The 16129-nt window shown below is 37.9% G+C and carries 15 protein-coding genes; 2 read left to right on the top strand and 13 right to left on the bottom strand.

Translation table 11 applies throughout. The features are described from left to right. Positions 1–63: 63 nt before the first annotated feature. On the bottom strand, positions 64–1254 hold the full coding sequence (locus tag ABJN95_RS00925) for a pyridoxal phosphate-dependent aminotransferase (RefSeq protein WP_348368135.1): 1191 nt from the start codon (positions 1252–1254) through the stop codon (positions 64–66). Positions 1255–1441: 187 nt separating this feature from the next. Further along, positions 1442–2542: an acyl-CoA desaturase gene (locus ABJN95_RS00930; protein ID WP_348368101.1), complete on the bottom strand. Its 1101-nt coding sequence runs from the start codon at positions 2540–2542 to the stop codon at positions 1442–1444. Positions 2543–2661: 119 nt separating this feature from the next. On the opposite strand from ABJN95_RS00930, the gene rsmG reads away from it, so the two are divergent. Further along, the gene (gene rsmG, locus ABJN95_RS00935) at positions 2662–3297 is read left to right on the top strand and encodes a 16S rRNA (guanine(527)-N(7))-methyltransferase RsmG (RefSeq protein ID WP_348368102.1); all 636 of its coding nucleotides are present in this window, start codon (positions 2662–2664) and stop codon (positions 3295–3297) included. 662 nt (positions 3298–3959) lie between these two features. Here rsmG and ABJN95_RS00940 read toward each other — a convergent pair. The 11 genes from ABJN95_RS00940 to ABJN95_RS00990 form a co-directional block, all read right to left on the bottom strand. Further along, positions 3960–4475, bottom strand: a complete 516-nt coding sequence (locus ABJN95_RS00940; RefSeq protein WP_348368103.1) for a DinB family protein — start codon at positions 4473–4475, stop codon at positions 3960–3962. A gap of 126 nt (positions 4476–4601) precedes the next feature. Next, on the bottom strand, positions 4602–5579 hold the full coding sequence (locus ABJN95_RS00945; RefSeq protein ID WP_348368104.1) for a DKNYY domain-containing protein: 978 nt from the start codon (positions 5577–5579) through the stop codon (positions 4602–4604). 149 nt (positions 5580–5728) lie between these two features. Beyond that, positions 5729–6082: a DUF4377 domain-containing protein gene (locus tag ABJN95_RS00950; protein WP_348368105.1), complete on the bottom strand. Its 354-nt coding sequence runs from the start codon at positions 6080–6082 to the stop codon at positions 5729–5731. Between the two features lie 171 nt (positions 6083–6253). After that, positions 6254–7333 (bottom strand): hypothetical protein, encoded by a 1080-nt coding sequence (locus ABJN95_RS00955; protein WP_348368106.1) that lies wholly within the window; start codon positions 7331–7333, stop codon positions 6254–6256. A 23-nt stretch (positions 7334–7356) separates the two neighbouring features. Then, the gene (locus ABJN95_RS00960; protein WP_348368107.1) at positions 7357–8394 is read right to left on the bottom strand and encodes a DJ-1/PfpI family protein; all 1038 of its coding nucleotides are present in this window, start codon (positions 8392–8394) and stop codon (positions 7357–7359) included. A gap of 88 nt (positions 8395–8482) precedes the next feature. Next, on the bottom strand, positions 8483–9445 hold the full coding sequence (locus ABJN95_RS00965) for a DJ-1/PfpI family protein (RefSeq protein WP_348368108.1): 963 nt from the start codon (positions 9443–9445) through the stop codon (positions 8483–8485). Between the two features lie 50 nt (positions 9446–9495). After that, positions 9496–9864 (bottom strand): hypothetical protein, encoded by a 369-nt coding sequence (locus ABJN95_RS00970; RefSeq protein ID WP_348368109.1) that lies wholly within the window; start codon positions 9862–9864, stop codon positions 9496–9498. 107 nt (positions 9865–9971) lie between these two features. Continuing rightward, entirely contained in the window at positions 9972–11600 is a 1629-nt protein-coding gene (pruA, locus tag ABJN95_RS00975; protein WP_348368110.1) for an L-glutamate gamma-semialdehyde dehydrogenase, read from the bottom strand. A gap of 101 nt (positions 11601–11701) precedes the next feature. Further along, positions 11702–12088 carry a Co2+/Mg2+ efflux protein ApaG gene (gene apaG / locus ABJN95_RS00980; protein WP_348368111.1) on the bottom strand — a complete coding sequence of 129 codons (387 nt, stop codon included), beginning with the start codon at positions 12086–12088 and terminating at the stop codon, positions 11702–11704. A 12-nt stretch (positions 12089–12100) separates the two neighbouring features. Continuing rightward, positions 12101–13234 (bottom strand): DUF3667 domain-containing protein, encoded by a 1134-nt coding sequence (locus ABJN95_RS00985; RefSeq protein ID WP_348368112.1) that lies wholly within the window; start codon positions 13232–13234, stop codon positions 12101–12103. 144 nt (positions 13235–13378) lie between these two features. After that, positions 13379–14623 (bottom strand): DUF5103 domain-containing protein, encoded by a 1245-nt coding sequence (locus ABJN95_RS00990; RefSeq protein WP_348368113.1) that lies wholly within the window; start codon positions 14621–14623, stop codon positions 13379–13381. A 152-nt stretch (positions 14624–14775) separates the two neighbouring features. Between ABJN95_RS00990 and ABJN95_RS00995 the strand changes: the two genes are divergently transcribed. Next, positions 14776–16128 carry a Na(+)-translocating NADH-quinone reductase subunit A gene (locus tag ABJN95_RS00995; protein ID WP_348368114.1) on the top strand — a complete coding sequence of 451 codons (1353 nt, stop codon included), beginning with the start codon at positions 14776–14778 and terminating at the stop codon, positions 16126–16128. Position 16129: the final 1 nt, after the last annotated feature.

Genomic DNA, 16129 nt, shown 5'->3' on the forward strand with positions numbered 1-16129 from the left:
AAACACAAAAAAACGATCACGTGATTCACCTGATCGTTTTTTAATTTTTTAGATGTTTTTGAATTAGACTAAAGCTGCTTTAATTCTGGAAACCGCTTCGCGAATCTCTTTTTCGGAAGCCGCATACGAAATACGAATACAATTACCGTTTCCAAAAGCATCGCCGGTTACAGTGGCTACATTTGCATTTTCTAAGAGATACATTGCCAAATCGGAAGCGTTGTTGATGATTGTTCCATTTAGCGTTTTGCCAAAGTAAGCCGTAACATCGGGAAAAACGTAAAAAGCACCTTCCGGTTGGTTACACTTGAATCCCTCAATACTGTTCAGTAAGCTAAGAATCAAAGCTCTGCGTTCTTTGAACTCATCTACCATATATTGAACGCGACTAGGTGATTCTACAAGGGCAGTAATTACAGCTCTTTGTGCTATACAGTTCGCTCCACTAGTTACCTGACCTTGCAATTTGTTACAAGAACGCGCGATATAGTTTGGAGCGCCTATATACCCAATACGCCATCCAGTCATGGCGAAAGCTTTGGCCACTCCGTTTACGGTCACCGTGCGATCATACATATCTTCGAAAGATGCCATAGATGCATGCTCGGTAAACCCATAATTGATATGCTCATATATTTCATCGCTCACAACTATTATCTGTGGGTGTTTTTGCAAAACATCGGCCAAGCCCCTTAGCTCTTCTGCACTATAAATAGAACCACTAGGGTTACAAGGCGAGCTATACCATAACATTTTTGTTTTGGGAGTAATAGCCGCTTGGAGCTGTTCAGGGGTCATTTTGAAATCAGTATCAATTGAAGTAGACACTTCAACGGGTACGCCTCCGGCCAATTTTACAATGTCGCTATAACTCACCCAATACGGACAAGGCAATACCACTTCATCACCGTCATTGAGAACAACCTGAGCTACATTGTAGAGTGCCTGTTTAGCTCCCGTAGAAACAACCAATTGCGAACGGTCGTAGGTTAGATTATTATCTCTCTTGAATTTCGTAATGATGGCATCCTTCAAATCAACATAACCGTCAACAGGGGTATACGAATTGTAGTTGTCATTTACAGCTTGTATGGCAGCGTTTTTAATATAATCGGGGGTGTTGAAATCAGGTTCTCCCAAACTAAGACCAATAATATCTTTTCCAGCAGCTCTTAGTTCTCGCGCTTTCGCGGCCATTTCAAGAGTTGCTGAAGGGGTTACGCTATTAATTCTGTCCGATAGTTGGTTACTCATTACTAATGGATTCATTATCACATTTTTTAACGACCAGTTTTGATTTAAATTTCTTTAGTATCCATAAGCGCTAAGACTCCAATTGACCATCTTTTAAAGATCACAACTCAAGTGTATCATTTATATCGATGCATAGAGCGACTTATTTGCCTTGAAATTAATGAGAAAACAGGTTTGTTTTATAAAATCAGTATTGTAAAGCCGGCTGTTTGCCCAATTCCTTTAAATGTTTGAAGTGCGAAATTATAGCTTTTCTGGTAGTTTTATACTCATTGTAGGGCAAATTAAACTCCTTTGCCGTTTGTTTCACAATTTTGGAAATATTTGTGTAATGTACGTGACTGATATTCGGAAAAATATGATGTTCTACTTGGTGATTCAAGCCGCCAGTAAACCAATTTACAATTCTGTTTTTCGTGCCAAAATTAACGGTTGTAAACAATTGATGAATAGCCCACGTATTTTTCATGGTCCCACTTTCGTCTGGTAAGGGCGTGTCCGCTTCGTTAACGATATGCGCCAATTGAAAAGTTACGCTTAAAATTACACCAGCTACATAGTGCATAATAAAAAAGCCCAATAGAATTTTCCACCATGCGATATCAACGAAGATAAGAGGCAGTACAATCCATATAGTGATATACAGCAATTTGGTAATCACCAGCGTACTCCAATTCATTGCCGGGCTCGGAAGCTTACCATAAGAAAGCTTGCGTTTCATATAGCGATACATTTGTTGAAAGTCGGTTGTAATTGCCCAATTAAAAGTCAATAATCCATAGAGAAAGACTGAGTAAAGGTGCTGAAATTTATGATGCTTTTTCCATTCAGTATGCTTGGAAAAACGGAGAACGCGGCCCGCTTCCATATCTTCGTCATGTTCATGTATGTTGGTGTAGGTATGATGCAAAACATTATGTTGAACTTGCCAATTGTACACATTGCCAGCTAAAATATAAATGCTACTCCCCATCAATTTATTAACCCACTTCTTATTGGAATATGAGCCATGGTTGCCATCGTGCATAACATTCATGCCAACACCAGCCATACCAACACCCATAAGGATAGTTAGTAAAAGGTTAGCCCATATCGGGAGCCCTAAAGTAAGAATTAGAAAATATGGAGTTAAAAACATGGCAAACATTACAATGGTCTTCAAATGCAGACGCCAGTTACCCGTTTTTTTAAGTTTATTTTCTTTGAAATAGTCATTTACCCTCTTGTTCAAAGTTTTAAAGAACTGTGCAGAATCTTTTCTGGAAAATCGAATGCTAGAATGGTTCATATAAGCGTAATTTTTTACAAAGGTACGGCAATGAAGTACCTCTTTATGCGAATACTTTCCTAAAAAAAGAAAATATTTGCACCCGTGAATATACTATTTTTGTTCAAATTTTAATTCGGATGGGTATAGAAATAGTGTTAAAGTATTTTCCTGATTTAACGGAGGAGCAAAAAGAGCAATTTACCCAGTTAGAAAACCTATACCAAGACTGGAATCAGAAAATAAACGTGGTATCTAGAAAAGATATAGACGAGCTTTACCTTCGGCATGTATTACATTCCTTAGGAATCGCAAAAATTCAGCAGTTTCTTCCCGGAAGCAAGGTTTTAGATGTGGGTACGGGTGGTGGCTTTCCTGGGATTCCGCTGGCCATTCTATTTCCAGAAACCCATTTTACTTTGGTCGACTCTATCGGAAAAAAAATTAAGGTTGTTGAAGAGGTAGTTGCGGGTTTAGGCATTACCAATGTGAGTCCGATAAATTCGAGAGTTGAAGAAATAAAAGGTCAATTTGATTTTATAGTCAGTAGGGCGGTGGCCGCAATGCCGACATTTACCCATTGGGTGAAAGGAAAAATCAAAAAAGAAGCTTTACATGAAAGACGTAACGGGATACTCTATTTAAAAGGAGGAGACCTTTCAGACGAGCTAAGAAACTATCGCACAGCAGAAATATTTGACTTAACTGAATATTTTAAAGAGGAATTTTTCGATACGAAAAAGATAGTGTATTTACCTCAGAAGTTTAAGGGTTGAGCTATACACGTAACATTCTATTGAAAGAATAGCGGCAATTGCGTGCATAATTCTTAATGTAAGCTGCAAGGCTGCCGATGTTCAAATTTTCATTTTTTTTCTGAATACTCTTGTTCTTTCTTTCTTTCATAACGCTACATTTTGGACTGATAAATTATAGATGATTCATATTTAATTTACAATTTATTAACGTTAAATTTACATTGAAATTGTGTTACAATATAACTCTGTGAGTATCAATAGCTGACTTACAGATTTTAAGAATGGCTTTTGTTCTTAAATAAGCCAGTTCTATTTTGAACATAAAACTATGTATTTGTCTCTGAAGCTGCTAGAAGAATGGCCTTAGCTTATAAATCACAAGAGAATCGGAAGGTTTGTAGATACTATTTCAATTGGTAAACTGATTGTGTGTAAAGTTGGTTTCTTCAGCAGACCCGAAGATGCTTCCAGTACAATCAACAAGGCTGGGTGCTTTGTCAACAGGAGGATAATAATCTAATAGTATAATCAGTGAAATAAAGATTTAGGCAACAATGCGCATAATGGCATTTTAAGGAATTCTTTTGAAAGATGGGCGTTGTTTGAAGAGGTTGCATAAAAAGACCTCTATTTAAATTTCAAATAGAGGTCTTAATTTTGAATGTAGTCACAGATTTAAATCAGTTACGGCTCCAAGGCGGAACAACTCCGTTTGTACGAGCGTAAGCAATAAGCTGTCCTTTGTGCTCTCCGTTGTGCTCCATAATAGCTAATAGCCCTCCTAATTTGTTCATTTTGGCAAAACCAAAATCTACTTCTTCATTAAGTGAGGCTGTCTCTACTTTGGTAATTTTGTCAAGAACAAATTCGTTTGACTTTTTTAAAGCAGCAATAATGTTTTCCTTTCCGGTGATTTTACCCAAGTTCATCATGTCTACATCTTCCGGTGGAGCAAACCCCATTTTAGATGCTAAATAGTAATTGCCCCCTGCAACATGTAAAAGTGCTTCTCCTACTGAATTTACACCCTCAGAAGGTCTCCAGTTATACTGTTCCTCCGAAAAGGCTTCAGCCAATTGTATAACCTGAGCTTGGTTGCCCGTTAAGACGGCTTGAATTGTAGATTGTGCTAACTGGTCTTGGGCTTGCGCACCATAGATCGACAGTGTCAAAACAAACACTAGTAAAAATTTCATTTTCATATTTGCGTATTTAAATTAAAAAATTAGTTATCCGGGGGTTGTTTCAAAAGTAAGGAAATAAAAAATGTCAGCGTTGAATTTGAAGAGCGCTTTATTAAGACTTAAGCTTAATTGGGGAGTTTACAGTTTTTTTTCTTCCAATTTACCATCATGGTAAACACCATTTTTGTCAGTGTATTTATAACTTCCTTCCAATCGTTTAAAGCTTGCTGCGTCTGCATTTGGAATTACTTTATCTCTATAATAAACATGAGCGGCATCCTTGGCATACGAATGATCGATAATTTCAAAGCTAGTTGCATCGATGTCTTTTCGAGCAACTCCATCGAAGTAAATGGTGTTTGCTATCCTTAAAAAGAAGCGGTTTAACATCCTTACCTCAGCCTCATTTTCATAGGGTATGGTAAGCAAATTTGGACTGTTTTTAGTAAAAAAGGGAAGCCAGTACACATTTTTATGATCAATGCTATGAGCGCTTTTATCTAAAATCTGAAGTGTGGTATTATCGGCGTCAAAAGCGGCGAATAGCGTATCATTTCTGACGTAGGCTTTGTAATCGTCTTTTGCGAAATAATCATTTAAGGTCTTAAAACTCGCAAAGTCGGCATCAATGCGATTGTCTCTATAAAAATGATGTTTCCCATCATTGGCCCAATCCCAATCGGTTCGTTCATAGGTTTTTGCGTCAGCATATTCGATAATTTTTACGACGCCGTGATGCGATTTATTTTTGAAGACTTTACGAAATGCGTACACATAATCTTTATCGAAACCGATATTGGTCATGTAATCTTTCTCTTTAACCGTGAAGGTTGAGCGATCTATCTTGGCGTTTTTCACTTCATACGCCTCATAAAATAAATGGTTTTTATCTTTGCTTAACCATTTGTTAAGTACTTCAAAGCTGTTGATATCGGCTTTCATGGCACTATTGCCTAGCTCGAACCAATTGCCCATGGGGCTATACCGAATTTGACTTTTGTCATGGTTATAGTAGTGATTGTTAGATTTAGCTGCATCAACTGGTTCGCCTAACGGACTGCAAGAGTGCAGGAACCAAAGCAAAGGAGCTAAGAGCATTTTAAAAATGGTTTTCATTTTTGGTAGATACATTAGATTGAGCTTCACTTGTTTAAAACGAAAATAAAACTATAAGATTGCTAATGAACAGCCTGAAAAGTACCAAAATGAACCTCCCGTAATTCGGTGATAAAAATATGCTGGCCTCAAGAATTTATACGAATTAGCTATACTTTCGTTTTCGAAATGATTTGTACCAATGTATAACGAATACTTGATCCGTCGGCTGGTGGATCTGCTATTTGAGTTTTTTGCACCAAAATTTCATAAATAAAGTCGGGTTCGAATGTAAAACCGTCGATACTATTTTCAAAATAAAAATACTCCCAATCTTCAGTTCCAATTTTGTCACCTTCTTGAATCAAAAGGCATTTGCCTATCAGGACTCCTACACAATCAACGGTGTAAGAATTAATGCGGAGACGAACTTCTTCAATACCAGCATCATCATTGTTGGTGCAAGAGAGGCATAAAACCGAAGAAAACAGGATTAGTAGAATTGCTTTTTTCATAAGACTCATACGTACGCCATTAAGATGAGAGGCGCGAGAAAAGGTTGCGCGTGAAATAACCCATACCTCATAAGTTTAACGGTGCTGGTTCCTTTTTTTAGAAGGCGAGCATAGTAATATAAAAATCGCTGCCCGCGGCATAGTGAAATTGCTCTTCTTTAAGAAATACAATGCATTTAGCTAGTGTTCTGAATAAAGTAGCTGGCTTGCTGCTACCGCCATCTTTCGATGATCATGTCCGACCTGAGGAATAATCGCAATTTTCCAATTAAAACTGAATTGTTTTGAGCGAGCTACGCTTTTTGCTTGATCGTAAAAATATTGAGCGCGCGCTAATCGGTGCAAACCCTGTTTGTCTGCTGTTGAAGAGCGAAGTAAAGTTCCTCTGGTTTCTGCTTGATTATCAAGTTCTCCGACAAGGATAATCAATTTTTTGTCGAAAGCGTCTTGCAAATTTTGCTCTTCTAATAAAGTGTTTTTCAGACCAAAGGGTAGTGCAAATTCAAAATTGGGAAGCGTGTAAAAACCCGAATTTGCGGCTAATATGTTATTTACTTTTGCGCTTTTTCCGAATAAGGCATAGCGATGAAGAATCTGACCTCCTGCAGAATGCCCAAAAATATCGTATTCCTTCTGGTTTGATCCTATTGCCTCAATAGCAAGATCAAAAATCCGATCAAAATCTTCAAATATCCATTCCTCTTCCTTAGTGTTCAACGTGAATGTCAACTGATCTTCATCAATTTTGACCATGTTCGAGTTCTCAACGAATTCAAGACTCTTGCCTAAGTTTAATTCACGTATTAATCCGCATAGATGATAATCTTCAAAGGCGTAGTCTTCTTCTGCATATTTTGGAGAAAGAATGAGAATACCTTTTTTGTCTGCCTCTGCTACCCATGCATCTCTATAGGTGTTGGCATTTCTGCCGGCCCCTGGGATAACGACGAGAACCTTGGAATTTGAATCGAAGTTCTTGGGTTTGTAATAATAGACGATAATTGCTTTGGTTTTTTTGCCCTTGCCTCCCTCGATTAAGAATTTACCAGAACCTTCGCTAATATTTACCTCGTTTACAACCAAGGTCTCCCGCTTCGCTTCACTTTCTTTAATGAGTTGCATGGAGCACTGAGAGCATTTTCCACTAGATTCAAAAATCAAGGTGTCACAACTTAAGTCGCACGGAGTGCATACATAGTTTTGAGCCTGATTTTTGCACGATATAAACAGCAGTAGCAAGGCTAAATTTATAACTTTCATGATCCAGATTTTTTAAAAAAGATCTACTTCAGTTTTGAATAGATTTTACCATCTTGGGTTAAGGAATAGCCGATAATCTGGCCACTTTGGTTTCTTTTAAAGTAAACAGGTTCATTGCTTATATCTGAAAATACGTCTCCATTTTCATGGTAGATAGGATAGGAAATTTCATTAATGATGGCGTTTAGATCTTTAGTTTTAGCGTTGTATACCAAATCAAATAAGGTGTTGTTTTTATATTCATAATTGCCTTCAAACCCTATTAGCTCATCAGAAGTTGTTTGTTTGTGATACGGATTGTCATCTGATAGAACCAGACCATTACCAAGTTGCCAATTATCATATTCCATGTAGTAGGCGGTGCGTTTAGCGGTGTTTAAACCTTGCAGTTTTGCAACCAAGTGCAGTGCTCCATCGATACCCGCTGATATTCCGGCGGTAGTAATGACTTTGCCGTTATCAACAAAGCGGACATTTTTTCTAACCTTAACTTTCGGATATTGAACCGCTAAATTTTCTAAAGCATTATGAAATGTTGTGGCCGTTTTGCCATCCAAGATTCCTGCTTGCGCCAGAACAAAAGCACCGGTACATACAGAGAAATGGTACTTTACCTCTGATTGATTTTTAACCCATTGAATAACGGCAGTGTTTTCTGATGCAGCGGAGGAATTGCCTCCAAAAAAAGCCAAAATATCTGCTTTTGGGGCATTTTCAATACTATAATCAGGAATAATTGTTAAAATACCTTGAGATTTTATCGGTTGTATTTTTTCAGAAACAGTAAATACTTTGTAACCGGCATATGCAAATACCTCCATTGGACCGGCAAAGTCTAAAACTTCAACACCATCCTGTAGATAAAAAGCAATGGTCTTTGAGTGGTCTTTTCGAACCAAGATCATATTGCAATGTTCACAAACACCTGGTGAATTGTATTCTACCTTATCACAAGATTGGTTGCAAGGTGGACAAACGTAGGTGTTTGATTGTGTTTGGTTTTGTGCCGTAACCTGGCCCAAAATGCAGCAGAGGATTAAAACTTGCACTAGTTTTTTCATGTCATGTCGTTTTTTGATGAAATACAAAGTTATTTTATACTTCAGCCAGTAAAAAGGACAACAATACGCAGTTTTTGGACACTCAAGTTTATAGTTGTGAAGGAAGCAATGAAGTATGTTTTTTTATTAGCGCCCTAAGCTGGTTGCTACTTTTTAATCCACAGGCATTGGCAACAGTATGTACTTTAGATCCTTGTGAGAGTAGTTTTAGGGCCAATTCTACGCGAAGTTTTTGGAGATACTGGCCAATGGATATACCGGTTGTTTTTTTGAAGAGTCGTGTAAGGTTTCTAGGGCTCATGTGAACACTTTCGGCTAAATCTTCTATGTTCTGTTTTTTAGACAAATTTTGAGTCAATTGCTCTTGCACTTGATGAATACGCGTTTCCATGTGATTTCGGTATTGCAAAAACATGCTAAGTTGCGGATCATTCTCAGTTCTTCGGAGATAGATTACCACTTCTTTTGCGACTTTTGCCGCAAAAACGGCATCGTATAATTCTTCCAATATATAGAGTGCTAGATCGATACCAGAAGATACGCCCGCACTTGAATAGAGATTTCCATCATGAACAAGGAGTCTATCGGAGAGTAATTTTGCCTCAGGAAAACGCCTTTGAAAATCTTCAAAGTATTTCCAATGCGTGGTACAGTGTTTTCCGTTTAAAAGACCTGCAAACGCCAAAAGATAAGCTCCTGTACAAACAGAACAAATTTTAGCATTATTACGCACTTGATACTGTAGCCATGTAAAAAACGGCTGCTGGTCTTTCATGAAATCTATGGCAAAAAAAAGATGCGATTCTAAGCCGGGTACAAATAGTATATCATTTTCGGCTAGTTCAAAATTACTATAGGGTTCCAATCTACCTAAAGAAATGCCAGCACTTGAAATCACTTCATTGTTCAAGTCAAGACTTAAATAATGTGTTTCAATATTTGCACCATACGTCTTGGCCTCATAGAATAGATGCGCTGGCCCGGTAATGTCTAAGAGTTGTACCTCTGGGGGTACTAGAAAAAAAGCTCGTACGTTTTTTTTGTTTCGCATTTACATGCAAAATAGGATTTCTGTAAAAACTAAAGCTACCAATCGAAGTTTTAGTTAGTGTGGCATTGAAAGTTATCGGGTTGATAAACAATTTTGTTATTCAATATATCACCCTCTGAGATTTCGTTATTTAAGGTTCCCAATTGTGTTCCCGCGCAGTTATAGATGGGTACCACCGTATTACAAAAAGGACAGCAGTTATTAAAAAGAAATACTGTTTCCGAATTGTACAAGGCTTGTGAAACGTAGAAATATTTGGAGATGTCACTTTGATTTGATTGCAAGTCATTTATTTCTGCCTTTAACCATTCCAATTGTCGAGTAGGGTTAACAACTCCGCATGAAGAATCAAATTCATCATCATTATCTGAACAGCCAAAAGTCAAAATGACCACAGTAAGGGCGAACAATATCCGCATTTCTAGTTTATTGCTAAGATGGTTGCTGAACAGATAGGTTGCGTTTAAAAATAAAGCGCTGGTTAACTAATTAACCAGCGCTTTATTTACATTGATTTTTAGAAAAACTATCCTAAAAATGGATAACGATAGTCTTCAGGTGTCACAAAAGTTTCTTTTATCAATCTGGGCGACACCCAACGCAATAAGTTTTGTGCAGAACCAGCTTTGTCGTTTGTTCCTGATGCCCTAGCACCACCAAAGGGCTGTTGACCCACGACCGCCCCAGTAGGCTTGTCATTGATATAAAAATTACCAGCGCAATTTTGCAATGCCTTGGTAGCTTCGTCAATTGCATACCTGTCGGTAGAAAGTACGGCACCTGTTAATGCATATTCCGAAGTTTCATCAACTAGTTTTAAGGTCTTACTCCAGTTTTTGTCGTCATAAACATATATGGTAACCACAGGGCCAAACAGTTCAGTTTCCATAGTCGTGTATTTAGGATCTGTAGTAACGATTACCGTTGGCTCTATAAAATATCCTTTAGATTTGTCGTAATTGCCTCCCACAAGAATCTTGGCTTTTCTATCTTTTTTAGCTTGGTCAATATACTTTGCCAATTTATCGAATGAACCTTCGTGAATTACAGCCGTAATAAAGTTCGACATGTCTTCTGGTGACCCTGGAGGATTGAACGATTCTACATCTTTCTTGACCAAATCTAAAATGCGGTTTGCTCTCGACTTTGGAAGATACACCCGAGATGCTGCACTACATTTTTGCCCTTGAAATTCAAAGGCACCGCGAACAATCGCAGTAGCTACTTGTTTCGGATTGGCAGAGGAATGTGCTACTATAAAATCCTTTCCGCCCGTTTCACCTACAATTCTTGGATAGGTTTTGTATGTGTGGATGTTGTTCCCTATCTGCTTCCATAATTCTTTAAAAACGTGGGTTGAGCCCGTAAAGTGTATACCGGCGAAATCAGGACTCGCCAATACTGTTTTCGTAATCATTACAGGATCTCCGTAAACTACGTTGATTACGCCATCTGGAAGTCCGGCTTCCTTAAAAACATCAACAATCACTTTGGCAGAAAAGATTTGGCTGTCGCTAGGCTTCCAAACAACGACATTTCCCATCATGGCAGCGCTAGCCGGAAGATTTCCTGCTATAGCTGTAAAATTAAAAGGCGTAATCGCGTATACAAACCCTTCTAGAGGCCTATACTCAACTCTATTCCAAATACCTTCGGTCGAATCGGGTTGCTCCTCATAGATTTGAGACATATACTCAACGTTAAATCGAAGAAAATCAATAAACTCACAGGCCGCGTCAATCTCAGCTTGATGTATTGTTTTTGACTGGGCGATCATGGTAGCCGCGTTGATTTTTGCACGATAAGGCCCTGCAATTAATTCTGCGGCTTTCAAGAAAATTGCGGCGCGCTGCTCCCAAGTTAAATCTGCCCAAGCATTACGCGCTTTCAAAGCGGTATCTATGGCTTCAGTTACATGTGACTTATTAGCAATATGATACTTGCCCACCTTGTGTTTATGATCGTGTGGTGGAGACATTGGTTTTGTCTTTCCTGATTTAACCTTTTTCTTGCCGATGTACATGGGTACTTCAACACTTGAATTGTAATATGCCTTGTATTGTTTAAGTACAGCATCACGTTCTGGAGTGCCCGGAGCATAGCTTTTTATAGGCTCATTGAATGCAGTTGGTACTTGAAAAAACCCTTTTCCCATGGAGATAAATTTTTTAATTTGAACTGGGCAAAGGTAAGGAACGTTTGTTGTTTATGTAACAGAAACGACTAAAGAAGTTTGATATCTGAGTTTGAACTTTTTTAGTTCAATGCGAAAGGTGCGCTAAATCTAAAGGTAGGAATGTAAACTCTAAATTTTTCTGTAGAACTAAAATTCACCATATTATAATAACCCTTCATGGCGCCTATGGGAGAGGCTAAAAGACACCCAGAATTATAGGTATGTGATTCGCCGGGTTTTATGACAGGTTTTTTACCTATAACGCCCTCACCATCCAAAACCTCCATTTCATTTAAGGCATCAAAGATTTCCCAATGCCGTGAAGTCAACTGCACTGAATCTTTACTTTGATTTTCTATTGTTATTGTGTAACCGAAGGCAAAATGCATCTTGTAATTTTTGAAGAAGGTGCCCTCAAAACTAGTATTAACCGAAACCTTAATGCCTTTTGTAACCTGTGTAATCATAAACTTTTAGTTCTAATAGGTAAATGCGCTTCCTGTAAAAAGGATTACCATGGCGAACATGGCTAAAATAAAGAAAATAGTATTTAGAAATATATATTTAACACTAGTTTTAAAAAATCCTTGTTGATAGAATTTCCGCATTGCTAAAAATAAATAGATGGCAAAAATCAAAAAGAAGAGCCAACCAGTAAAAATATCAAAAACGGAATCTACTAAAAAGCTAATTATGAGCAAGATAAACAACAATGATTGATTATGAAAGCTAAAGATGAGATGTTCGGTGAAGGTATATTTTTTTCGGATGTATGCCAACCAAATGAAAAAAGCAAAGACCGGAAGGAAGAAAAATATCACAAAGGGCAACTTTGATATTAGATCACTTAGAAAACTTCCGGGCTGCTGTTTTAGACGTAAAAAGCTTTTCGCTGCATTGAAAGCGTACTTATTTTCACGAGATTCTTCAACTCCAAAATCAGTTGGTATTTCATCAAAACTATAAACGTTCTTCTTTTCTAGAAAGACAGTAAAAAACTCTCTCTTTGCCCCAAACCTTTCAAAAAACGGTTTTTCTAGTAGCCCCCCAAAGTGTTCTCTAGGATTGGCCATCATGATAGAATCTCTTTTATTAATGTCTGCAATGACATTAAGCGTATCTAGAACTTTTAGAAGTTTTTTTTCATCGTTTTTAATTTCTATGGAATCGAGCTTTAGAATTTCATTGGAAATATTGATCGAACTAACCTTGTCGAAAATACTATCTTCTTTTCCTGCACCATATTTATCTAAGTCAGCAAAATTAGTACTGAAGTTGACCATCAAGAAATAGATAATCGAGAGACTTAGTAAAAATCGGAACGGATTTGTATAAGAAACTCGTTTACCTTCAACATAGTCACGGGTAATTTTACCTGGTTTTGTTAATAGGGCAGAAAGTGTTTTGAGCAGCCTGGAATCATAGGAGATCAAACTGGCAAAAAACTCATCGAAGAAATCTTTTAAAGTTAGTTTTTTGGTGCTGTTGGCTTGTGAGCAGTTGGGGCAGTATTTGTCACTGACGTCTAAAGGGTGTTTGCAATTGGTGCATTCGACACCTCGATATTGCAGTCCGTAACGACCTTTTTGCTTAAGAATTGGTTTGTTGCTCATCAGTGGTAAAAGATGGTCAAATATATGTTATTTTGCTAGATTTCAATAGAAGGAACAGCGGGTAGAAGACAGAAGTCTTATCTAGTCGCTTCTTTAGGAATAAAGGCCACATAAAAATGAACAAGAGCGGTCTTCGAAAACTAGCTAGTTGCTGATGTTTCTCGAATTGGCAGATCCTATACCTATTATACTATCATACAGGTCTCCAAAATTGCGATAATAGACCAAAACCAAATAGTTATTTTCTGTAAAATGAAAATTGCCTGAAACCGTATTTAGGTCTACTACATCGTCTTCCCGTTTGATCACATATTTATAATTGTAAAAACCTTGCTTCATCATGAGAATACCCTCCATCATGCCCGTTTCTTCATTGTAGCTCATTTTGTTTTCATCGGTAAGGGCATAGTTGTTATGCTTTCCGAAGACATAGACTTCATCTAAGGCCAACTCCTCAGCATAAGGTAGCTTAAAGTGAATATTGGTATATTCCGCCTCCCGTGAAACGTCAGTTCCTTGTAGCGTTCTGATTACAAAATCGCCGTTAATGTCAGGATAATATGAGTATGGTATTTTAAATCGGTATCGGTCTCTAAACAAATAGTGATGATAAATATCTTGTAACTCAATATGAGAAATAACCGATGTGGGTGCACGCAGGTCTTTAGTGTCAAAATTCAAGAATTCGTTACCTCCGTAAAAACTAGTTTCCTTATCATATTTGTACACCAGCTCATTTCCTATGGTGAACTGTGGCGGAATATTATAAATCGCTGTTGGCCAATGATAGTTTTGCAAAATGGCAACTTTTACTTCCTTTTTCGGATTGACCAACCGAAAATTAGAGGCATTGATATTGATATGAACTACCTGCTTTTCATTCAGGTACTTAAAATCACGTGAACGTTTCACCAATGCGCCAACCTGTACGATATCATTATAGACGACGAATCTTCTCGAAAATTGAAGTTCGTAACTATTGTTATATATTTCTATTAGGTAGTTACCGCTCACTTTCAATCGCACATTGTCGTTAGGAATGGTCAAACGGTAATTCGAATAGGGTTGTAAGGTGGTATAACTATTTTCGTAATCTATGATACGTTGGTTGTCTACCCCGGTAAGGTATTGCGACTTCAAAAGTTGCGATGGTGTCCAATCGTAATCGCAATGCACTATCTTATAATAGTAATCTTGCTCGTTCGCTAAGACATCATCAAATTCCAATCGAATTTGCTCACCAATTTTAACAACCGGGAACTGATCTTCGGTAGGTCCTTTGAAAATAATCGATTTGATATTTTCAGGGGGATTTACCTCCTCTTGAACCTGTGCAAAAATTGACGAAGCAAAAAGCAAAAAGAAGATTTGTTTAAGGCTTATGCGCATTTAGGACCTATTTTTTAGACAAAGGTAAACAAAAAGCATACCCAAAAAATTAAGCTCGTTGTAATGCCTAAATTTCTAGGTTATAATTATGAAAACAACGGTTTTAGTACTAAATTTGCACCAAATTTTGATAACCTTAAGGGCTATAGTATATGTCTAAAGACATCCGAATCAAAAAAGGCTTGAATATCAACCTTGTTGGCGCTGCCGAACAAACTACTTCAAAAGCCGTTTTAAGCAATGTTTACGCAATCAATCTTGACGATTTTCACGGAATAACTCCCAAAATGTTAGTAAAGCAAGGTGCAGAGGTGAAAGCCGGCGAAGCACTTTTTTACAATAAGAACGTTGAGGATATGTTGTTTGTTTCTCCCGTTAGCGGAGAATTGATAGAAATCGAAAGAGGGGCGAGAAGACGCATTTTGACCCTAAAAATATTGGCTGATAAAACACAGTCAAGTATAGCACATTCAAAATTGGATGTACATGGGGCCTCTGCACACGAAATCAAAGCACATCTTCAAAAGGCAGGTTGTTGGCCTTTTATTAAACAAAGACCTTACGATGTGATCGCGAATCCTGATACGACACCGAAAGCGATATTCATATCAGGATATGCCACGGCACCTTTGGCCGCCGATCCGAATTATGTGTTGCAAGGAAAGGAAGCTGAATTGCAAGCTGCTATTGATGCGTTAGCTAAGTTGACCCCAGGTAAAGTTCATGTTTCTGTTGGTAAATCAGGAAACTCACCTTTAGCCGGGTTGACCGGAATAGAATTACATAAGGTTTCAGGGCCACATCCTGCAGGCTTGGTTGGAACCCAAATTAATAAAATCGATCCGATTAATAAGGGAGAGTTGGTGTGGACTATTTCACCACAAGATTTGGTAATTATCGGTGAACTGCTATTGACGGGAATTTATAACGCTGAACGCATAGTAGCTTTGGCGGGCTCTTCTGTAAAAACACCGAAGTACTATAGAACTAAAATAGGAACCGAAGTAGCTACCTTTCTATATGGAAGTGGTGTCAATGGAGAAAATTTCCGGGTAATCAATGGAGATGTTCTTACGGGCTCAAAAAGCAGCCAAGATGGCTATTTAGGTTATTACAATAATACGGTAACCGCTATTCCTGAAGGAGATGATTATGAATTCTTCGGATGGAACAAACCCATTTTCAATAAAATATCTGCTACCAGGGCATTGACCTTTTCTTGGATGATGCCAAACAAAAAATTTGACCTGAATACGAACACCAATGGTGAGCATAGGGCTTTCGTTTTAACTGGTCAATACGAGCAGGTTTTTCCGCTTGATATTTATCCATTGCAATTGCTTAAGGCGTGCATGGTTAAAGATTTAGATGAAATGGAACAGCTTGGTTTGTATGAGGTGGCTCCTGAAGACTTCTCATTGACTGAATTTGTTTGCGTTTCCAAACAGCCACACCAGCAAATCATTCGTGACGGACTGGATTTATTACAACAAGAAATAGGATAAA

It is taken from the genome of Maribacter sp. (assembly GCF_039974175.1).
Classification (GTDB): Bacteria; Bacteroidota; Bacteroidia; order Flavobacteriales; family Flavobacteriaceae; genus Maribacter_C.